Source organism: Streptomyces sp. NPDC048278 (assembly GCF_040652195.1).
Classification (GTDB): Bacteria; Actinomycetota; Actinomycetes; order Streptomycetales; family Streptomycetaceae; genus Streptomyces.
In genome coordinates this window covers 655,310-675,363 of sequence record NZ_JBEZLP010000001.1, presented here as the reverse complement: position 1 = coordinate 675,363, position 20,054 = coordinate 655,310, and the positions used below count along the sequence as shown (strand labels likewise).

Here is a 20,054-nt window from a genome sequence, read left to right as displayed (position 1 = left end):
CTGGGAAGGAAGACCATGCCACTTCGCATCGCACTCATCCTTGGAAGCACCCGCCCCGGTCGCCGCGGCGACCAGATCGCCGCCTGGGCACTGGAGGCCGCCCGTGCCCACGGTGGAGCCGACTACGAACTCATCGACCTCGCCGACCACGGCCTCGGCAACCTCGACGAGCCTGGCAACCCGAACTTCCAGCAGTACCAGCACGACCACACCCGCGCCTGGGGCTCACTCATCGACAGCTTCGACGGCTACGTGTTCCTCGTCCCCGAGTACAACCACTCCTACCCCGGAGCCCTGAAGAACGCCCTGGACTACGTCTACCGGGAGTGGAACGACAAGGCCGCCGGGATCATCAGCTACGGCGGCTGGGTCGCCGGGGCCCGGGCCGCCGAGGCGCTGCGACTCGTCCTCGCCGAACTCCAGGTGGCCACGGTCCGCGCCCAGCCCACCATCTCGACACACCCCTCGTTCCACACCGGCACCTTCGTCCCCCAGGAGGGCCTCGACAGCGCCGTAGGCGACATGCTCGACCAGGTGATCGCCTGGTCCGGCGCCCTGCGCGGGGTGCGCCAAGCCGGGACGCAGACGCCCACGGCTGCATGAGGGCCAGTTCGTGACCGATCCGGTGACAGGACGCGGCGAGCTGACGGACCCTGCATGGGAGGCGCTGAAGCCCCTGTTGCCGGCTGCCGATGGACCCGGCCGTCCGTGGCGTGACCACCGGCAGGTAATCAACGGCGTGTTATGGCGGTTGCGAACAGGTGCTCCCTGGCGTGACCTGCCGGAACGGTACGGGCCGTGGCAGACGGTTTGTGAGCGGTTCGCCCGTTGGGAGCGGGATGGGACCTGGGCCCGCCTCCTGCAGCAGATTCAGGCGCGGGACGCCTCCGTCGGAGCGGTGGAATGGACCGTGTCGGTGGACTCCACCATCAACCGCTCCCACCAGCACGCGGCCGGTGCCCGGAAAAGGGGGTGGGCGCGAATGGCGGGGTGGAGGGTTCAGCACACCCGGCGGCCGACCATGCGCTGGGCCGCCCGGCATCGGCCAGGACGGCGTCGAACAGAGCGGGGAACTGCCCGTCCGGGTCCCGCATCATGAAACGCACCCAGCGCCCGACGCGAACCTTGCGTAGATGCTGTCCGAGGTGCCAGTGCCCGGGCCCTGGATGTAGCCGCCCTGGTCGAAGTGCTGCGCCGGGCCACCGCTCGCTCGGCGCAGGAGATCACCGTTCGCCGACCTGCCGGCCGTCGACCCCAGGTAGGTCCCGGACGGCGCGTTCGGGTTCCCGGGGATCCGATACCGCGTGACCACACATGTGGTCACGGTCTGCCCGTCGAGGTGGTTTGGGACTCTCCCGACGTTCCCGATCGTGCTGAGCGCGCCGCCCGCGGCGGCCGTCACCTTGCCGTCCGGGAGGCGTTTCACCTGGTGAGACGATTGTGAGAAACGATCTCTTGTGGTTCTGCTGAAACCGCATCTGACCTGCAGGTATCTGTGAAGGCGGAGAATCGGACTCCGGCTGTACGAGGGGTCCCCGACCGTCGCTCGTCACGTGGCCCGCCCTGCGCGGGCGCGGCGGGCCGATATGCGGGGTGGGGGTGGTGCGCCTACCGTGGCGGCATGGTGAAAGCGGTGGAACTGGAGGTGGCCGGCCGGACCGTACGGCTGTCCAGCCCCGACAAGGTCTTCTTCCCGGAGCGCGGTTTCACCAAGCTGGACGTCGCCCGCTACTACGCGGCCGTCGCCCCCGGCATCCTGCGCGCCCTGCGCGACCGGCCCACCACCCTCCAGCGCTACCCGGACGGCGTCGAGGGCGAGTGGTTCTACCAGAAGCGCGCCCCCAAGGGCATGCCCGACTGGATCCCCACCGCCCACATCACCTTCCCCAGCGGCCGTACGGCCGACGAGATGTGCCCCACCGAGGAGGCCGCGGTGGTGTGGGCCGCGCAGTACGGCACGCTCACCTTCCACCCCTGGCCGGTGCGGCGCGCCGACGTCGACAACCCCGACGAGCTGCGCATCGACCTCGATCCGCAGCCCGGCACCGACTTCGCCGACGCGGTCCGCGCCGCCCACGAACTGCGCGCCGTCCTCGACGAGTTCGGCGGACTGCGCGGCTGGCCCAAGACCTCCGGTGGCCGGGGCCTGCACGTCTTCGTGCCCATCGAACCCCGCTGGACCTTCACCCAGGTCCGGCGCGCCGCCATCGCCGTGGGCCGCGAGCTGGAACGCCGGATGCCGGACCGGGTGACCATCAAGTGGTGGAAGGAGGAACGCGGCGAGCGCATCTTCCTCGACTACAACCAGACCGCCCGCGACCGCACCATCGCCTCCGCCTACTCCCTGCGGCCCCGCCCGAACGCCCCCGTCTCCGCGCCCCTGCGCTGGGACGAGGTCGACGACGTGCGGCCCGCGGACTTCGACCTGGCCACGATGCCGGCCCGGTTCGCCGAACTCGGCGACGTGCACGCCGACATGGACGACCACGCCTACTCCCTCGACGCCCTCCTGGAACTCGCCCGACGCGACGAGGAGGAGCACGGCCTCGGCGACCTGCCCTATCCGCCGGAGTACCCGAAGATGCCGGGCGAGCCCAAGCGCGTCCAGCCGAGCCGGGCCCGGCCCGAACAGCCCTCCTGACGGCGGGAGTCGGGCAGGCCGTTCGGCGGCGGTCGGCGGGCGGCGCCCGGGACTATGCTGATCGTCAACCGCCGGGGAGGAGGGCCGAGGTGTCCGAGGCAGTGGCACGCCCCACGCTGGAGGCCGTGGCCGCGCGGGCCGGGGTGTCCCGGGCCACCGTGTCACGGGTCGTGAACGGCGGGGACGGCGTGCGCGAGCCCCTCGTCCAGCGGGTCCGGCGGGCGGTCGAGGAACTCGGCTACGTCCCCAACCAGGCGGCCCGCAGCCTCGTCACCCGACGGCACGACGCCGTCGCCGTCGTCATCGCCGAACCCGAGACCCGGATCTTCACCGACCCCTTCTTCGCCCTACAACTGCGCGGCATCAGCAAGGAACTGACCGCCCACGACAGCCAGCTCGTCCTGCTGCTCACCGAGGGACGGGACGACCACGCGCGGGTGGCCCGCTATCTCGCCGGCGGCCATGTCGACGGCGCGCTGGTCTTCTCCCTCCACCTCGACGACCCGCTGCCGGGTCTGATCGAGGGCGCCGGCGTCCCCACCGTGTTCGGCGGCCGGCCCGGCTGGAGCGACGGCACGGACAGCGCGGTGTACGTCGACTGCGACAACCGGGGCGGCGCCGAGGACGCGGTACGCCATCTCGCCGGCCTCGGCCGGACCCGGATCGCGCACATCACCGGACCGCTGGACCAGACCTCGGCCGCCGACCGCCTCCAGGGCTACCGGGACGTCATGGGGGAGAGCGACCCCCGGCTGGTCGTCGCCAGCGACTTCACCCCCTCCGGCGGCGAGCGCGCCATGGGCGAACTCCTCGACCGCTGCCCGGACGTGGACGCCGTGTTCGCCGCCAACGACCTCACCGCCCTCGGCGCCCTGCGCGTGCTGCGCGAGCGGGGCCGCCGGGTGCCCGAGGACGTCGCCGTGATCGGCTTCGACGACGTGCTGCCCGTCGCCGAACAGACCGAGCCGCCGCTGACGACGGTCCGTCAGGACATCGAGGAGATGGGCCGGCTGATGGCCCGCCTGCTGCTGTCCACGCTGACCCGCGACACGTCCGCGACCGGCGCGCCGTCCAGCGTCGTCCTGCCCACGACGCTGATACGGCGTGCGACCGCGTGAGGCGCCCCGGCGCTCGCCTCAGCTCCCCTGCGGCTCGCCCTTGATCACCGCGAAGCGGGCGCCGTACGGGTCGGCCAGCTTCGCCATCCGGCCCACCCCCTCCAGCGTGGTCGCCGGCATCCGCACCCGGCCGCCCGTCTGCTGGGCCTTCTCGACCACCGCGTCCGGGTCCTCGACCTCGAAGTACGGCAGCCAGTACGCGCCGGCCTGCGCCTCGGCCGGGTCCTCGGCCAGCGGCACCATCCCGCCGAACATCGACGCGTCGTCGCCGCCCGCCGGGTTGACGCAGGTGTAGGTGCCGCCGGGGAAGGGCACGCCGGAGGTCTCCAGACCCAGCACCTTGTGGTAGTAGGCAGCCGCAGCCGCGATGTCCGGGGTGTACAGCTCGACCCAGCACAGCGAACCCGGATCGCCCGCCACGTCCACGCCCTGGGTGAGCGCAGGCTGCCAGATGCCGAAGGGGACGCCCGCCTGGTCGGTGAGGAGCGCCAGGTGGCCCTGGCCCATCACGTCCATCGGTTGGGCGAGGACGCTGCCGTGCGCCTGCTCGGCCGCCTTCGCGGTGGCCTGCGCGTCCTCGCTCCGGAAGTACACCGTCCAGGACGGCGGACCCTGCTCCGGGCTGGTCTGCATACCTCCGGCGACGGTCCGGCCGTCCAGCTGGAAGAAGCCGTAACCGCCGGCGTCGGGCCCCGCCGACCGGAACTGCCAGCCGAAGAGACCGTTGTAGAAGGAGACGGCGCCGTCGATCTCGGGCGTGCCGAGGTCGATCCAGTTGGGAGCGCCGTTGACGAAACGGGTGGTGAGCATCATCGCCCTCCTCGGAAGGGTCCTGTTCTCTGCTGCGCCGAGTCTTCCACCGCCCACTGACAATCGCTGCCCGACCACGCCCACCGGCGGCCGGTTACCGAGGGTCACCCGACGCAATCGCCGAGTTTCGGATCCGTTCCGCGCGCCGCCGTGCGCGGGCGTGGCGCGCAAGAGCATGATCGAGGCTGTGGTGCCCTGTCGCCGGGGCGTTGAGCGGGCGTTGAGCGAACGTTTTTCGCCGCCCGGCACGATCCTGGCCATGCACTTCGACACCATCACCCCGCCCCGCACGCCCGTCCCGGCCTGGCAGGCGCAGGCGTTGTGCGCGCAGACCGGGGCGGACTTCTTCTTTCCCGAGCCCGGCAGCTCGGTACGCGAGGCCAAGCGCATCTGCGGCATGTGCGAGATGCGTTCGGCCTGCCTGGAGTACGCGCTCGACAACGACGAACGCTTCGGCGTCTGGGGCGGCATGTCCGAGAAGGAACGCCTGGAACTGCGCCGCGGGGCCCGCTGATCCGGCCGGAGACCTACGTCCCCGCCGCCCTGCTGGTCCGGGCCGTGCGGTTCACCGAGCGCTGCCCGGAGAAGTACCAGCAGCGGGCATGATGCCGCAGACCGCCGACAGGGCGCACCGGACAATCCGGGCGCCCTGTCGGCGTCGTGTCACGCGCCGGCGCGTGCCGCCATCCGGGCCTTGCGCGCGGCCAGCTTCTCGTCGAACTTCGCGGCCTCCGCGTCCAGTCCGCCCATGAACAGGCCGAGTTCCTCCTGCGCCTTCAGACCCTCCGGGCCGAGGCCGTCGATCTCCAGGACCTTCAGGTGGCGCAGCACCGGCTGGAGCACGTCGTCGTGGTGGATGCGCAGGTTGTAGACCTCGCCGATCGCCATCTGGGCGGCGGCCCGCTCGAAGCCGGGGATGCCGTGGCCGGGCATCCGGAAGTCGACGACGACGTCCCGGACCGCCTGCATGGTCAGGTCGGGGGCCAGTTCGAACGCGGCCTTCAGGAGGTTGCGGTAGAAGACCATGTGCAGGTTCTCGTCGGTCGCGATGCGGGCCAGCATGCGGTCGCAGACCGGGTCGCCGGACTGGTGGCCGGTGTTGCGGTGCGAGATGCGGGTCGCGAGCTCCTGGAAGGCGACGTAGGCGACCGAGTGCAGCATCGAGTGCCGGTTGTCCGACTCGAAGCCCTCGCTCATGTGGGACATCCGGAACTGCTCCAGCTTGTCCGGGTCCACGGCGCGCGAGGCGAGCAGGTAGTCGCGCATCACGATGCCGTGCCGGCCCTCCTCGGCGGTCCAGCGGTGCACCCAGGTGCCCCAGGCGCCGTCCCGGCCGAACAGCGAGGCGATCTCGTGGTGGTAGCTGGGCAGGTTGTCCTCGGTGAGCAGGTTCACCACCAGCGCGATCCGACCGATCTCGGTGACCTTGGACTGCTCCTTGCCCCAGGCCTCGCCGTCCTCGAAGAAGCCGGGGAAGTTACGGGCGTCCGTCCACGGCACGTACTCGTGCGGCATCCAGTCCTTGGCGACCTTCAGATGCCGGTTGAGTTCGTTCTCGACCACTTCCTCCAGGGCGTACAGCAGCCGCGCGTCGGTCCACGCGGACGGGCTGCCGAGGTGGGGAGAAGTGATCGTCACGAGAACTCCAGGGGGACGCCGAACAAGAGCGGATGAACGGGAGAGAACCGGCGAGCGGGGCCGGAAACCTACGTGATCGTAGGCTACGAATCCGTAGGTTACGAAGCCGTAGGTTAAGTGCGCTGTAAAGACTGCTGATCAGGCGCGGTGCACAAGGCGAATCGGGACATGCCAACGGGCCCCGGGACGCGCAGGTCCCGGGGCTGAAGAGGTGAAACGATCACCTGTCAGGCGTACAACTCCCGCAGCCGCACCGAGAGGCACGTCACACACCCCTCAAGCTTCTCGAACTCGGAAATGTCCACCGTGACCACCTCGTGGCCCAGGTCGGCCAGCAACTCCGCGGTCTTCGGGGCGCTCGCCGACATCAGCAGGCTGCCGCCGCCGAGCAGCACCACATGGGCGCCCGCCTCCTCGGGCACCGCCAGGAACCCCGGGAACAGCGACGGCCGGTCCACGTGCGGGATGTGCCCCAGCACCGTTCCGTCGGGCAGCGCGGTCACCGCCGACTTCAGGTGCAGCACCTTGCTCACCGGTACGGCGACCACCCGCGCGCCCAGCGGTTCGAACGCGGCCCGCAGCTGCTGCACCCCGGCCGCGTTGGTCCGCCCGCCGCGGCCGACGTAGACGGTGTCGCCGACCTTGAGGACGTCTCCGCCGTCCAGGGTGCCGGGCTCCCAGATCCAGTTCACCGAGCAGCCGAGGCGGGCCACCGCCTCCTCGACCCCGGCCGTCTCCGCGCGGCGGGACTCGGCGCCGGGCCGGGTGATCAGCGCCACGTTCCGGTACATGACGACCGTGTCCTCGACGAACACCGAGTCCGGGCAGTCGTCCTCCGGGTCCACCTCGACGGTCTCCCAGCCGTGCGTGCGCAGCGTCTCCGCGTACGCCTCCCACTGCTCCTGGGCGAGCTCGACGTCGACCTTCTCCCGCTCGATGTGCGTCACCAGGCCTTCGGCGAGGCGCGGGCTGGGGCGGCGGATGAGGGCCTTCTTGCTGGGCACGGCGGGTCTCCGGGGTCGGTGATTCGGTCCGGCGCCCATTGTGGGGGCGCCGGACCGCCATCATGCAGGGCGGATCGGTGTCGACAAAACCCCTGTCGTCAGGCTGTGCCCTCACCGAGACGCGCCACCTCGTCCGGGGTTGTGCCGGTCAGCTCCCCGTCCGCCATCAGCAGCCACCGGGTGATCCCGATCGACTCCAGGAACGGCAGGTCGTGACTGGCCACGACCAGGGCCCCCGCGTACGACTCCAGGGCCGTGGTGAGCTGCCGGACGCTCGCCATGTCGAGGTTGTTCGTCGGCTCGTCCAGCATCAGCAGCTGCGGCGCGGGCTCCGCGAGCAGCAGCGCGGCCAGCGCCGCCCGGAAGCGCTCGCCGCCGGAGAGCGTCCCCGCCTTCTGGTCGGCGCGGGCGCCCCGGAACAGGAAGCGGGCCAGCCGGGCCCGGATCCGGTTGTTGCCGGCGTCCGGCGCGAACCGGGCCACGTTCTCGGCGACGGTCAGCCCGTCGTCCAGGACGTCCAGCCGCTGCGGCAGGAAACGCATCGGCACGTGCGCGTGCGCCTCGCCCGCGAGCGGCGCCAGCTCCCCGGCGATCGTCCGCAGCAGCGTCGTCTTGCCCGCGCCGTTGCGTCCGACCAGCGCGATCCGTTCGGGCCCGCGCAGGTCGAGGATGCCCTTCACCCGCGAGCCGTGCGCGAGTTCCAGGTTCTCCAGCGTCAGCACGTTCCGGCCCGGCGGCACGGCCGTGTACGGCAGCTCGACGCGGATCTCGTCGTCGTCCCGTACCGCCTCCACCGCCTCGTCCAGCCGCTCCTTCGCCTCGCTGAGCCGCTCCTCGTGCATGATGCGGTGCTTGCCCGCGGACTCCTGCGCCGCCCGCCTGCGCGCCCCCATGACGATCTTCGGCTCGCGCTTCTGCTCGTACATCTTCTGCCCGTACCGCTTGCGGCGGGCCAGTTTGACCTGGGCGTCCGACAGTTCGCGCTTCTGCTTGCGGACATCGGCCTCGGCGACCCGCACCATGCGCTCGGCCGCCTCCTGTTCGACCGCGAGGGCCTCCTCGTACGCCGAGAAGTTGCCGCCGTACCAGGTGACCTCCCCGTCCCGCAGGTCGGCGATCTGGTCGACCAGGTCGAGGAGTTCGCGGTCGTGGCTGACCACGATCAGGACGCCCGGCCAGGAGGCGACGGCCGCGTACAGCCGCTTGCGGGCGTACAGGTCGAGGTTGTTGGTGGGCTCGTCGAGCAGCAGCACGTCCGGCCGGCGCAGGAGCAGCGCGGCCAGCCGCAGCAGCACCGACTCGCCGCCGGACACCTCGCCGACGGTCCGGTCGAGACCGATGTGGCCCAGCCCGAGTTCGCCGAGGGTGACCAGGGCGCGCTCCTCGACGTCCCAGTCGTCGCCGAGCGCCTCGAAGTGCCGCTCGGACGCGTCACCCGCCTCGATGGCGTGCAGCGCGGCCCGCCGGGCGGCGATGCCGAGCACCTCCTCGACGCGCAGCGCGGTGTCGAGCGTGACGTTCTGCGGGAGGTGGCCGACCTCACCGGTCACCTTCACGGAGCCGTCGGCCGGGGTGAGTTCTCCGGCGACGAGCTTCAACAGCGTCGACTTCCCCGATCCGTTGACACCGACCAGGCCGGTGCGGCCGGGGCCGAAGGAGATGTCCAGGCCGTCGAAGACGGCGGAGCCGTCGGGCCAGGCGAAGGACAGGGACGTGATGGTCAGGGATGCTGACATGGGCGCCTCGCGGTTGCTTGCGGTGTCGGGTGACGGACGCGTGTCGAGACACCGCGAGGCAGAAGCCGAAAGGGCCGGGGAGGGATCCCGCGCCGGGAGGACGGCTCACACGCCGAGGTCGAACGCCACAGACACACCTCACGGGTGTGACGCGGTGTCTCAGGACCTCAGACGAGCAACGTCCTTCTCCAATCGGCGGCAACAGGACCGGTACACACGCTAGGAGGACCCACAGGGGGGTGTCAACGCAATTGACGCGGCGGGAGCGCCGGTCAGCAGGCGTCCCGCATCAGCTCGGCCAGGTCGTGGTCCAGGTCCAGCTGGAGGTGTTCGCGACCGGTGGGGACCAGGTCGCCGGTCGCCTCCAGGAAGCGGCGTATCTCGCCGGTGCGCACATGGACGACGGCGGTGCCCTCGGGGGCGTGGAACTCCAGCACGGTCCGGTCGTAGCCGTACGGCCGCACCCGGACGTCCCCGTTGCCCTCCGGCGCGTGCAGTCCGGCCGCCAGCAGCTCGCGGGAGAACGTCCAGCAGACGTCGACCCCCTCCAGGGTGGCCGGGGCGGGGAAGGTCATGCGTACGGCGAAGGGGTCCTCGCGGTCGTAGCACAGGGTGGCGGGAATGCTCGGCATGCGCGGCGACGCGGCGACCAGTCGAGCCTCTACGGGCTGCTCGATGACGATGGACAACGCCTTGCTCCCTCGTGACGGTGGTACGAATTTCCGGGCGTGTGAGACCTGGCACTGGAAGAGACGAAGGAAGTGGCCGATCCGTGCACGCGAAGAGCGAGTGACCTCTGTCACCGGCCCTATTCACACCCGGGGCTTACCTGCCGGCGGCGGCCGGGGCCCTCTGGACGGCGCCTCGGCGGTCGGCTAGCTTCGCGCGCCATGAGGCGCTTGGGGAGCACGCGACGCACAGGACGAGCCCGACGGACCGGCCGGCCGGCCCTGGTGGGGGTGGCGTGCGCGGCGGCGCTGGCCGCGCTGACCGCCGGTCCGGCACAGGCCACGGCACGGGCCCCGCACTGGGCGCTCAAGGACACCGGCACCCCGGACGTGCGGTTCCGCGGCCTGGCCGCCGTCGACCGGCACACCGCCTGGCTGGCGGGTACCGGCGGCACCGTGCTGCGCACCACGGACGGCGGGACGAGCTGGCACAACGTCTCCCCGCCGGGCGCGGGCGACCTCCAGTTCCGGGACGTCGAGGCGTTCGACGCGCGCCGCGCGGTGGTGCTGGCCATCGGCGAGGGCGAGGCGTCCCGGGTCTACCGCACCGACGACGGCGGCCGGACCTGGACGGAGTCCTTCCGCAACACCGACCCCGCCGCCTTCTACGACTGCATGGCCTTCTTCGACCGCCGCCACGGCCTCGCCATGAGCGACCCGGTCGACGGGAGGTTCCGCATCCTGTCGACGAGTGACGGCGGCCGTTCCTGGCGCGTCCTGCCGGACGACGGCATGCCGGCCGCGCTGACGGGCGAGGCGGGCTTCGCGGCGAGCGGCCAGTGCCTGGTCGCCTCCGGGCCGCGGGACGCCTGGCTGGCCACCGGCGGCGGCGCGCACGCGCGCGTGCTGCACTCCACCGACCGCGGCCTGACCTGGACCGCCGCCGACACCACGATCCCGGCGGGCGATCCGGCCAAGGGCGTCTTCGCCGTCGCCTTCCGGGACCGCACCCACGGCCTCGCGGTCGGCGGCGACTACCGAGCCGACCAGGCCTCGCCGCAGGCGGCGGCGGCCACCCCGGACGGCGGTCGCAGCTGGCGGGCCGCCGCCACCCCGCCGCCCGCCTACCGGTCCGGCGTGGCCTGGCTCGCGCACAGCCGCACCACGGCCCTCGCCGTCGGTCCCACCGGCACCGACCTGACCACCGACGGCGGTCGCACCTGGCGCACCGTCGACACCGGCTCGTACGACACCGTGGCCTGCACCCCGGACCTCAGCTGCTGGGCGGCCGGCGAGCAGGGACGGGCGGCACGCCTGGAGAACTGACCGGCGGGCACCCGTTCCCGGACACGACGAGGCCCCGGGCGCGCTCCGGAGGGCGGGTCAGAGCAGCTCTCCGTGCTCGCCGTCGGGGCCGGGCGTGAGCACCGTGTGAACGGTGTCGGAGCGCCCGCTCGGCATCAGCTCGGCGAGGACCTGCCGGGCGCGGCTCTGGACGTACGCGTTGTTCGCCTGCTGGGCGAGATCCGCGGCTTCGAGCAGCAACGGGTACGCCTTCTCCGCCGTGCCGAGACGAGCGTGGGCCTCGCCCAGGTCCGTCAGGATGTACGCCATGCCGAGGGTGTCGCCGACGGCCTTGGCCTGGTGGAACGCCGCGCCGAAGGCGCCGGACGCGGCGTCGAGGTCGGACTGGCGGACGAAGATCCGCGCCAGGTCGCAGTGGGCTTCGGCCTGTCCCCGCCGGTCGGCGCTCTGCTCGTACAGCGTGAGCGAGCGGCGCAGCGACTCCGTGGCCTGCGTGAGCTCACCGAGATGTGTCTGCGACCGGCCGAGGTTCAGCCACAGGTTGGCGAGCGTGCGCCGGTTGTCCGGCCGCAGGGCGAAGCCGCGTTCACAGGCCGTCCGGGCGGCCGTCGGATCCCCCTGGATCCGGCAGGTGTCGCTGATCAGAACCATCACGGCGGCCTGTCCCTCGGTGTCGCCGAGGCGGCTGAAGATCTCCGCCGACCGGCGCAGGTGGGTCTCGGCGTCGAGGTAGTCGCGCAGGACGAGCGCGCGGTAGCCCAGCGAGTGCAGCAGGACGGCCTCGCCGTAGCTGATGCCCACCGAGGCCAGGGCGTGCGTGTGCGTGGTGTGCCACAGGTCGAAGTAGCCGCCGGCCTCCAGAGCCGTCTGCGGTGCGACCGCGAGTTCCCAGCAGGCCTCGTGCAGGCCGGCCTCGGCCGCCCGTTGCACCATCTGGGAGAGGTGCGACAGACGGGTCACGAACCACTCGGTGGCCGAGCCCGTGATCGACGCCGGTACGTCCACCGGCGTCCACCGGGCGGTGCCGCCGTTCAGGGCGCGCTGCTGGGGCCCGTGTATCGCGGCGTAGGCGGCGTCCGTCAGGGCCAGTTGGGCGCCGAAGGCACGGTTCAGCTCGGCGCAGAGCTCGGCCGGGTCGCCGTCGGTCGTCGCCCGTTCGCGGGCGTAGGCCAGGACCAGGTCGTGGAGTCGGCAGTGCACGTAGGGGACGGTCCCGGTGATGGTCAGCAGGTGGGCCGCGGCGAGCTCGTCCAGCAGTGGGGTGACCTCGCCGACGGTGCTGTCCGCGAGGGCCGCCGCGGTCCAGGCGCTGATCTCCCCGACGCCGAGATTGCCGATCGCCCGCAGCAGGGCCCGGGCCCCCGGGGAGAGGAGCTGGTACCCGAGCTCGAAGCAGGTCCGGACATCGCGGCCGTCGACGTCGAGCACCGAGAGCCGCTGGTCGATGTCCGCGAGCCGGTCGGCGAGGTAGGGCAGATCCCAGTGCGGGTGGGTGGCGAGCCGGGCGCAGGCCAGGTCCAGCGCCAGGGGCATGCCGCCGCACAGTTTGATCAGCCGCTTCAGCACACCGGGTGCACCGCTGCGGTCGGCGCCGACCCGGTCGCTGATCAACTCGCCGGCCTCGTTGTGGTCGAGCGGGCCGAGCACGATGTGCCCGCCGCCGAGGCCGGGCATCGGGTTGCGGCTCGTCACGATCACCGCACAGCGTGGTTCCCCGGGCAGCAGCGGCAACACCTGTGCCGTGGTGGCGGCGTCGTCGAGGACGACGAGCAGCCTCTTGCCGGCCACGGCCGCACGGAACACCTCGGCCTTGGCGTCGACCGTCGCCGGGATCTCGGAGACACCGAGGAAGGTGAGGAACCGGGCCAGCACGTCACCGGCGCTCGCCGGTCGTAACCGGGAGCCGGACAGGTGGGCGTACAGCTGGCCGTCCGGGTAGTCGCCCGTCATGCGGTGGGCGGCCTCCGTGGCCAGCGTGGTCTTGCCGTAGCCGCCCGGTCCGCTGAGGACCGCGATCGGCAGGTACCCCGCCGCGGTCGTGGTCAACGCGCTTCGCATGCGCGTCAGTTGATCGGTGCGGCCGATCATTCCGCGGGGGCGGGCGGGCAGGTTGGCCGGGGCGCAGGCCGGGCCGGGCGCCGGTGCGGGCGCGGATCCGACCGCCACGGGCGTGGCCGGCCGGTCCTGAGCCGTTTCCTGCAACTCCGGATCCATGTGGAGGATGCGCAGGTGCAGTCGGCTCAGCTGCGGTGACGGTTCGATTCCGAACTCGCCGCGGACCTGCTTGTCATAGGCCGCGTAGACCTCCAGCGCCTCGCTCGTGCGGCCGGAACGGAACAGCGCCCTCATCAACAGGGCGCGCAGCGCCTCACGTTTGGGGTACTTCTCGGTGAGCTGGTACAACTCGCCGACCAGGTCGTGACGGCGGCCGAGCTCCACATCCGCGCCGAGCCGTCGCTCGACCGCGACCAGCCGCATCTCCTCCCACCGCGACGCGGCCGACCGGAACACGGCACTGCTCAGTCCGGCCAGGGCCGGCCCGCGCCACAGGTCCAGTGCCTCCGCCAGGGTCCGGGACGTCTCCTGGGTGTCCTGCCGCTCGGCCTGCTCCACGAGGGCGCGGAAGCGATGGGCATCGATGTCTTCGGGGGCGGCGGCGATCCGGTAGCCACCGGGGACGGTCTCGACGAGGTCCCGCTGCGTGCCGAGCGCCTGCCGCAACAGCTTGGCCGCGGTCTTGGGTGTGCTGCCGACGCTGTCGGGCAACTCCGTGCCGTAGAAGGCCTCCACCAGATCCTGGGCCGACACGGCCTCGCGGGGATCCAGCAGCAGCCGCGCCAGCATGGAGCGTGGTCGCCATCCCGCCAGGTTCACCTCGGACCCGTCGTCGTGCCAGGCGGTGACGGGACCCAGGATGCCGAACCTCAAGGCAACGCTCCTCTCCGCTCCGTGCTGCGCACTCCTGTTGGGAAACGGGTGGAGGGCCTGAACGCCATCGTAATCAGGGCCACTTGACGCGACGGACCGATTCGGCCACCGCGGAGACACCAGGCCAACACCGCACGGGCACCCGCCGATCCCTCGGGACACCGGGCGGATACTCGCTGGTACGGACGAACTCGTAGCGTGGGCCCCAGATCAATCTCAAGGGGTGAGGAATGGACGCGCTCGCTTCGTTTCCCAGCTTTCGGCAGGTCGCTGATGAGGCTCAGTCCGCGCTCGCGGGACTCCCGTTGGCCCAGTTGACGGAACTGGGGATCCTGCAGCCCATCGAGAACTACTACCTGATCGGCACCTATCCACCGCTCAAGGCCATGGACCCCGTGGACCCCATGGAATTCCTGCCGAGGGCGACGGGAATGTGCAATGTGTATCTCCACATTCCATTCTGCGAACAGCGCTGCACCTTCTGTCATTTCGCGAAGGAAATACTGCCGGAGGACCAGCGCGTCGCACGCTACGTCCGCGCGCTGCGCGAGGATCTGGCCCTGGTGGGCGATCTGGCCGGCCGTCCGACCGCGGCCACCGTCTACTTCGGCGGCGGCACCCCCTCGTACCTGAACGCCGAGCAGATCGCCGAGGTCTCCCGCAGCCTGCGCGCCGCGGTGGGGGTCACCGCCGAGACGGAGATGACGTTCGAACTCCATCCCGGTGTCATAGACGCACCGGACTACGCGGACCGGCTCGACGCCGTCGCGGAGGCCGGCGTGAACCGCTGGGTGTTCGGGGTGCAGGCCATGGAGGACCAGATCCTCGGCAAGCTCAACCGCGGCCACACCGCGGCGGACGTGCACCGGCTCCTGGGGATGCTGGCCGAACGCGGGGTGGACAACCTCTCGGTCGACCTCATCTTCGGCCTGCCGTACCAGAACCTGCAGAACTGGTACACGTCGATCCGCACCCTGGTCGAGGCAGGGGTGAAGAAGTTCAACATCTTCCCCCTGATGTTCAAGCAGGCCGACCCCATCTCCGCGCACTACCGGAAGAACCCGGAGATCTTCCCGGGCAACCGGGACCGGCTGCTCATGCACTTCGCCACCGAGGCGATCATGAAGGAGATCGGCTTCCGCCGCGGCCCGCTGTTCTACTACGCGCAGGACGAGCACCACTCGCGCCAGCAGGAGAGCAAGTTCGACTCGACCGAGGACATCAACCTCCTGCCCTTCGGCGTCTCCGGGTTCGGCTACGTCGGCCACACGCAGTACTACAACGAGTGCACGGTCGGCGGCTACATGGACGCGGTCGAGAGCGGCCGGCCGCCGGTGTGGCGCGGCGCGCATCTCGGCGTCGAGGAGCGGATGCGCCGCGCCGTGATGTTCGCCCTGCGGTCCAGCGGGGTGCACCGCGAGGAGTTCCGCCGGAGGTACGGCGTCGACCCCGCCGAGCAGTTCGCCGCCGAACTGCGGCCCTTCGTGGACAACGGGCTGCTGGAGATCGGCCCCGATGTCGTCTCGGTGACCGACAGGGGAGCCCCGTTCGCCGACAGCGTTGCCATCAAGCTCGCCAGCGACAGTGTGCGCGCACGCATCCGCTCCACCAACCTGTCGATCACCGACCTCAAGCACGACCCGCTGGACCGCTACGACTTCTCACCCATCGAACGCGATCCCGTCGGTGCCGGCGTCTCACCGGCTGCGCGTCCGCGGCTGTCGGGGGCGCGCTGAACATGCTCCGATCAAGTTCGACCGGATCGGACGGGGCCGACCGGCCGCTGCTGATCCTGGTGAGTCCGATGGGGGAGCTCACCCGCGGCTACATGCTGCAGGCCGTGGCCAAGGAACACCGGATCTGGGTGTTCAAGGAGGAGGAGCCGACCTGGGACCAGCCGCTGGTCTGCGGGTACACGGTCGTCGACACGCTGGACCACGAGGCGATGCTCAGGGCCGCCCACGACGTGGCGGCGGGCTCCGTCCCGGTCAGCGGCATCCTGTGCTGGGACGAGACCCGCATCCTGCCCTCCGCGCTGCTCGCCGAGAGCCTGGGCCTGCCCACCATGCCCTCGGCGGTGGTGGCCACGTGCCGCGACAAACTGGCCACGCGGAACGCGCTGCGACGCCACGACGCCTCGCCCGTGCGCGCCGTCGCCGCCCGCGACACCGGGGAGGCGCTACGGGCCGCGGCGGCGATCGGGTACCCGGTGGTGCTCAAGCCGCGCGCACTGGTCGGCAGCAACGGAACCACTCTGGTCACCGGCCCCGAGCACCTGACCGAGGTGTTCGAGTCGGTGGCCACGCGATCCATGCCGGAGGTGCGCGAGCGGTTCCCGGAACCGGTCGTGGTCGAGGAGTACCTCGACGGGCCGGAGATCAGCGTGGACAGCCTGTGCTGGGACGGCGAGGTCACCCCGGTCTTCGTCGCCCGCAAGCACCTGGGATTCCCGCCCCACTTCGAGGAGGTCGGCCACACGGTCGACGCCGCCGACCCCCTGCTGCGGGACCCCGAGCTGGCGCGGGCACTCCATGCGGCACACGCCGCCGTCGGCCTCACCCGCGGCTGGACGCACACCGAGTGGCGGCTCACCGCACGCGGGCCCCGGCTGGTGGAGATCAACGCCCGCAGCGGCGGCGACCTCATCCCCTACCTCGGGCGGATGGTGACCGGAGTGGACGCCGCTCTGGCCGCCGTGTCACTCGCACTCGGGGAACGGCCGGCCGTCCCGGCCGGGCCACGGGGAGCGGCGGCGATCCGCTTCCTGTATCCCGAACGGGACACCGTCGTCGGCTCCGTGCGGGTCGACCGCTCCAGCCTGCCGCCGGCCGTGGAACTCGTGGAGGTCCTCGCGACTCCGGGACAGGAACTGCTGTTGCCGCCCGCCGCGCACGTCACCTGCCGCTACGCCCTGGTGATCGTCACCGGTGACACCGCCGGGCAGTGCGCCGAGGCGCTGGACGCGGCCGAGCGTGCCGTACGCGTCGTGCCGGGCGGCTGAGCCGTGGGCAGGCGACCGTCGACGGCGTACCGGACCGCGGAGCAGACCGCGGCAACCGGCGCGGTCGCCACCTGGCGAGCGGCGCCGCGGGCGGTCAAGGCAGTGATCGCCGGGGTGTTCGTGAACCGGCTCGGCGGCTTTCTCCAGGCGTTCCTGGTGCTGTACCTGGTGCAGGACGGGTACGACGCCGGGCGGGCCGGCGTCGCGCTCGGCGCGAACGGTGCCGGCGCGATCCTCGGCGTCCTGCTGGGCAGCTGGCTGGTGGACCGCATCGGGGCCCGCCGGGCGATCACCGGGTCGATGGCGTCGACAGCCTTTCTCACCGCCGGTGTTCCGCTCGTGACGTCGTTCCCCGTCCTGCTCGTCGTCGTGACCGCGCTCGGCGTCACCAGCCAGGTCTACCGGCCCGTCTCCGCCCAACTGGTGAGCGCCGGAGTGCCGGAGCAGCGGCATGTGATGGCCTTCGCCCTGTACCGCATGGCGCAGAACCTGGGAACGACGGCCGCGCCGCTGCTCGGAGCCCTGCTGGCGGCGGTCTCCTACCAGCTGCTGTTCTGGGGGGAGGCCGTCGCGGCGCTGATGTGTGCCCTCATCTGCCGGCGGGCCCTGCCGGCCGACCCGCCGCGCGCGGCCCGGACGTCCCGCGAACCCGGTGTGCGCGGTGGGTACCTGGCGCTGCTGCGCGACACCCGGTACCTGTGCTTCCTCGTGGGCATGCTCGCCTACTCGGCGGTCTACATCCAGTACGTCTCCGTCCTGCCGCTGGCCGTCCACGACGCAGGCCGGCCCACCATGGTGTACGGCGTCATGGTCGCGCTCAACGGATTCGTGGTGATCACATGCGAGCTCGCTGTCACCAGAAGGGTGCAGCACTGGCCGCGGCGGCTGGGTGCGGCCTGCGGTGTGGTCCTGGTCGCCGCCGGGCTGGCCGCGTACTGCCTGCCGTTCGGGGTCGTGGGCTTCGCGGTGGCCACGCTGGTCTGGTCGCTGGGCGAGGTCGTCGGCTCCCCGACGATGGTGGCGTACCCGGCGCAGGCGGGCTCCGGCGAGATCGTCGGCAGGTATCTCGGCGCGTCCCAGGCCGTGTTCGGGGTGGGGACCGCGATCGGCCCCGTGGCCGGAGTCGCGCTGTGGCAGGGCGCAGGGGCCACGGCGTGGCTCGTCTTCGGCGGGATCGCCCTGCTCGCGGCGGCGGCCGTCGCCTCGGGCATGAGAGGCGACCGGGTTTGATTCCTGACCAGTTGCGATCGGAGAAACATGGAGAACACACCGACTTCGTCCCCACCCGCTGTCGTGCTCCTCACCGCTGCCGGGGTGAAATTCACCGTGCACCGGCATGCGGAGATCCGCACCGGCGACGACATCCGGACCCGCACCGGGTTCACCGAGGAGAACATCGAGAACTCGCTGAAGACGATGGCCTTCACCGTCGGCCCCGACCGCCTCGTGCTGGCGGCCGTTCCGGGCCCGGCCCGGATCCGCTACGGCCGGCTCGCGTCGGTCCTGGGAGTGTCGCGCTCGGCCCTGAGATCCGCCGACGAGGCGGCCCTGCGGAAGCTGGACATGGAACGCGGCGGGGTCGGTCCCGTCTGTGACGCTCCGGACGTCACCGTGGTCTTCGACGCCGCGGTGCCCCGGATGGGCCCGGTGCTGGTCGGGAGCGGCCGGCCGCACTGCACCGTGGAGGCGGAGGCGGCGGACCTCGTCCGGGTCCCGCCGAAGGCCGTGGTCGCCGACATCACCTCGGCCTGAGCGGGCGTTCGACCGCCGGGACGCGTTCACGTCACCATCGCGAACTTTACGGTGAGTTGGTGAAAGAACGTCCGGGAGCTGCTCATACTTCCTCGGCGAGCCGTCCCGGTGGAAGCAACAGGCTGATTATCTTCAGGTATCAGGGAGGGGCATTCGGAGGCGTTCCAGGCAGGTGGACGGGTATTTCTTCCGGGCCCGCGAACGTCGACTTCTCCCCGTCGGCTATTTTCCGTTCCCTCGCAGCCGACCGGAATTGGCCAACCTTGTTCGACCATGTTCGAGGGTGTTGGATTTTCGCTACCCTTGGGTAGGGTGCTGGTGTTGCGCGGAATAGGAAGGGGGACGCTCCGGTGACGGCGCGGGATCTCGACGCATGGGCGCAGGAACTCTACCGGGCCATGTCGAGGAACGCCGGTCTGGGCGTGCCGGAAGCCGCCGATCTGGTCCGGATTCCGACCGCGCGGCTCGGTGAGACACAGCAACGCCTGATCGAACTGGGCCTCCTGGAACCGGTGCAGTCGACCGACACGCAGGAGGAGGCATGCCCGGTGCGGTACGTGACCTCCACCCCGGAAGTCTCCCTCGCCCGGCTGATGCAGCGCGGCGAGGGCATGTGGAACCTGATACAGCGTGAGATGGAGGCGACCCACGCGGCGATGTCCGTGGTCGCCTCGGAGTTCACCCATACGCAGGCGGCGAAGATGCAGGTCATCTACGCCGACATGATCACCGACCGCCGGCGGATCGAGCAGATGCTCAGCGACGCGGCCGAGTCGGCGACGGACGAGATCCTCAGCGTGCACACCAGTGTGCCCAACTCGGTCGAGGCGCTGGAGACGGGCCGGGCCCGCAACCGCAGGGCCATGGAGCGGGGCGTGCGGATGCGCACCGTCCATCTGGCCTCCACGGCCCGCAGTTCGCACGGGTACACGCATCTCAAGGCCCTCGACACGGACGGAATGCAGGTGCGCCTGCTCCATCACGTGCCGTTCAGACTGCTGATCGTGGACGATTCCTTCGCCGTGACACCGGGGGTTCCGGACCGGGGGAGTTCGACGGTCATGATGTTGCGCGGGCGGGAGATCACCCGCCTATTACGCGAGGTTTTCGAGTTCTGCTGGCTCAACTCCGCCCCGTTTGGCTCCGCGAACGAACCAGACGTCCCGGAAGAGGAATCCGGGACGGACTCCGGGCAGCAGCCGACGGCCCAGCAGCGGGTCATGCTCCAGATGATGTCGGAAGGAATGAAGGACGAAAGCGTTTCCCGGAAGCTGGGAATATCGGTGCGGACGGTGGGGCGCATGGTCAATTCCCTCATGGTCCAGCTGAATGTCCAGACCCGGTACCAACTGGGTGTGCACGCGGCCCGGATGGGCTGGATCACCGGCGCGGGAAGGGGCATCGAGGCATAGAACTCCCCGGCAGGCGGAGCTCCGCCGTCCTCGCCGCGCTC

16 protein-coding genes and 1 pseudogene are annotated in these 20,054 nt (G+C 71.2%); 11 read left to right on the top strand and 6 right to left on the bottom strand.

Features of this window, described 5'->3' with window-relative positions:
* Positions 1-15 precede the first annotated feature (15 nt).
* The 4 genes and pseudogenes from AB0D74_RS03080 to AB0D74_RS03065 all read left to right on the top strand — a co-directional run bounded on the left by AB0D74_RS03080 (position 16) and on the right by AB0D74_RS03065 (position 3,759).
* The gene (locus AB0D74_RS03080; protein WP_362579863.1) at positions 16-603 is read left to right on the top strand and encodes an NAD(P)H-dependent oxidoreductase; all 588 of its coding nucleotides are present in this window, start codon (positions 16-18) and stop codon (positions 601-603) included.
* 22 nt (positions 604-625) lie between these two features.
* Positions 626-973 (top strand): annotated as a pseudogene (locus tag AB0D74_RS03075) (IS5 family transposase); the annotation flags it as partial.
* 648 nt (positions 974-1,621) lie between these two features.
* The gene (gene ligD / locus AB0D74_RS03070) at positions 1,622-2,641 is read left to right on the top strand and encodes a non-homologous end-joining DNA ligase (protein WP_362579860.1); all 1,020 of its coding nucleotides are present in this window, start codon (positions 1,622-1,624) and stop codon (positions 2,639-2,641) included.
* Between the two features lie 89 nt (positions 2,642-2,730).
* Positions 2,731-3,759 carry a LacI family DNA-binding transcriptional regulator gene (locus tag AB0D74_RS03065; protein ID WP_362579857.1) on the top strand — a complete coding sequence of 343 codons (1,029 nt, stop codon included), beginning with the start codon at positions 2,731-2,733 and terminating at the stop codon, positions 3,757-3,759.
* 18 nt (positions 3,760-3,777) lie between these two features.
* Here the strand turns inward: AB0D74_RS03065 and AB0D74_RS03060 are convergent, their stop codons facing one another.
* On the bottom strand, positions 3,778-4,569 hold the full coding sequence (locus AB0D74_RS03060; RefSeq protein WP_362580166.1) for a VOC family protein: 792 nt from the start codon (positions 4,567-4,569) through the stop codon (positions 3,778-3,780).
* Positions 4,570-4,828: 259 nt separating this feature from the next.
* Between AB0D74_RS03060 and AB0D74_RS03055 the strand changes: the two genes are divergently transcribed.
* Positions 4,829-5,083 (top strand): WhiB family transcriptional regulator, encoded by a 255-nt coding sequence (locus tag AB0D74_RS03055; protein ID WP_362579854.1) that lies wholly within the window; start codon positions 4,829-4,831, stop codon positions 5,081-5,083.
* Between the two features lie 149 nt (positions 5,084-5,232).
* On the opposite strand, the gene AB0D74_RS03050 is transcribed toward AB0D74_RS03055, so the two are convergent.
* The 4 genes from AB0D74_RS03050 to AB0D74_RS03035 all read right to left on the bottom strand — a co-directional run bounded on the left by AB0D74_RS03050 (position 5,233) and on the right by AB0D74_RS03035 (position 9,636).
* Complete coding sequence (locus AB0D74_RS03050) at positions 5,233-6,207, bottom strand: acyl-ACP desaturase (protein ID WP_362579851.1); 975 nt, start codon at positions 6,205-6,207, stop codon at positions 5,233-5,235.
* A 227-nt stretch (positions 6,208-6,434) separates the two neighbouring features.
* Positions 6,435-7,211 (bottom strand): dimethylargininase, encoded by a 777-nt coding sequence (gene ddaH / locus AB0D74_RS03045; protein WP_362579848.1) that lies wholly within the window; start codon positions 7,209-7,211, stop codon positions 6,435-6,437.
* A 98-nt stretch (positions 7,212-7,309) separates the two neighbouring features.
* Positions 7,310-8,947, bottom strand: a complete 1,638-nt coding sequence (locus AB0D74_RS03040; RefSeq protein WP_362579845.1) for an ABC-F family ATP-binding cassette domain-containing protein — start codon at positions 8,945-8,947, stop codon at positions 7,310-7,312.
* Between the two features lie 272 nt (positions 8,948-9,219).
* Positions 9,220-9,636, bottom strand: a complete 417-nt coding sequence (locus AB0D74_RS03035; protein ID WP_362579842.1) for an SsgA family sporulation/cell division regulator — start codon at positions 9,634-9,636, stop codon at positions 9,220-9,222.
* 270 nt (positions 9,637-9,906) lie between these two features.
* On the opposite strand from AB0D74_RS03035, the gene AB0D74_RS03030 reads away from it, so the two are divergent.
* The gene (locus tag AB0D74_RS03030) at positions 9,907-10,941 is read left to right on the top strand and encodes an oxidoreductase (RefSeq protein ID WP_362580164.1); all 1,035 of its coding nucleotides are present in this window, start codon (positions 9,907-9,909) and stop codon (positions 10,939-10,941) included.
* Between the two features lie 57 nt (positions 10,942-10,998).
* Here the strand turns inward: AB0D74_RS03030 and AB0D74_RS03025 are convergent, their stop codons facing one another.
* The gene (locus AB0D74_RS03025; RefSeq protein ID WP_362579839.1) at positions 10,999-13,848 is read right to left on the bottom strand and encodes a BTAD domain-containing putative transcriptional regulator; all 2,850 of its coding nucleotides are present in this window, start codon (positions 13,846-13,848) and stop codon (positions 10,999-11,001) included.
* Between the two features lie 305 nt (positions 13,849-14,153).
* Here AB0D74_RS03025 and AB0D74_RS03020 point away from each other — a divergent pair, with 305 nt between their 5' ends.
* The 5 genes from AB0D74_RS03020 to AB0D74_RS03000 all read left to right on the top strand — a co-directional run bounded on the left by AB0D74_RS03020 (position 14,154) and on the right by AB0D74_RS03000 (position 20,013).
* Positions 14,154-15,584 (top strand): coproporphyrinogen-III oxidase family protein, encoded by a 1,431-nt coding sequence (locus AB0D74_RS03020; protein WP_362579836.1) that lies wholly within the window; start codon positions 14,154-14,156, stop codon positions 15,582-15,584.
* Between the two features lie 2 nt (positions 15,585-15,586).
* The gene (locus tag AB0D74_RS03015) at positions 15,587-16,849 is read left to right on the top strand and encodes an ATP-grasp domain-containing protein (RefSeq protein WP_362579833.1); all 1,263 of its coding nucleotides are present in this window, start codon (positions 15,587-15,589) and stop codon (positions 16,847-16,849) included.
* Positions 16,850-16,852: 3 nt separating this feature from the next.
* Entirely contained in the window at positions 16,853-18,079 is a 1,227-nt protein-coding gene (locus AB0D74_RS03010) for an MFS transporter (RefSeq protein ID WP_362579830.1), read from the top strand.
* A gap of 27 nt (positions 18,080-18,106) precedes the next feature.
* Complete coding sequence (locus AB0D74_RS03005) at positions 18,107-18,601, top strand: YbaK/EbsC family protein (RefSeq protein ID WP_362579827.1); 495 nt, start codon at positions 18,107-18,109, stop codon at positions 18,599-18,601.
* Positions 18,602-18,951: 350 nt separating this feature from the next.
* Positions 18,952-20,013: a helix-turn-helix transcriptional regulator gene (locus AB0D74_RS03000; protein ID WP_362579824.1), complete on the top strand. Its 1,062-nt coding sequence runs from the start codon at positions 18,952-18,954 to the stop codon at positions 20,011-20,013.
* Positions 20,014-20,054 lie beyond the last annotated feature (41 nt).

Coding starts and splice junctions, on each gene's coding strand:
- AB0D74_RS03055 (WP_362579854.1), top strand. CDS start 4,829: ATGCACTTCGACACCATCACCCCGCCCCGCACGCCCGTCCCGGCCTGG.
- AB0D74_RS03060 (WP_362580166.1), bottom strand. CDS start 4,569: ATGCTCACCACCCGTTTCGTCAACGGCGCTCCCAACTGGATCGACCTC.
- AB0D74_RS03005 (WP_362579827.1), top strand. CDS start 18,107: ATGGAGAACACACCGACTTCGTCCCCACCCGCTGTCGTGCTCCTCACC.
- ligD (WP_362579860.1), top strand. CDS start 1,622: ATGGTGAAAGCGGTGGAACTGGAGGTGGCCGGCCGGACCGTACGGCTG.
- AB0D74_RS03015 (WP_362579833.1), top strand. CDS start 15,587: ATGCTCCGATCAAGTTCGACCGGATCGGACGGGGCCGACCGGCCGCTG.
- AB0D74_RS03040 (WP_362579845.1), bottom strand. CDS start 8,947: ATGTCAGCATCCCTGACCATCACGTCCCTGTCCTTCGCCTGGCCCGAC.
- AB0D74_RS03080 (WP_362579863.1), top strand. CDS start 16: ATGCCACTTCGCATCGCACTCATCCTTGGAAGCACCCGCCCCGGTCGC.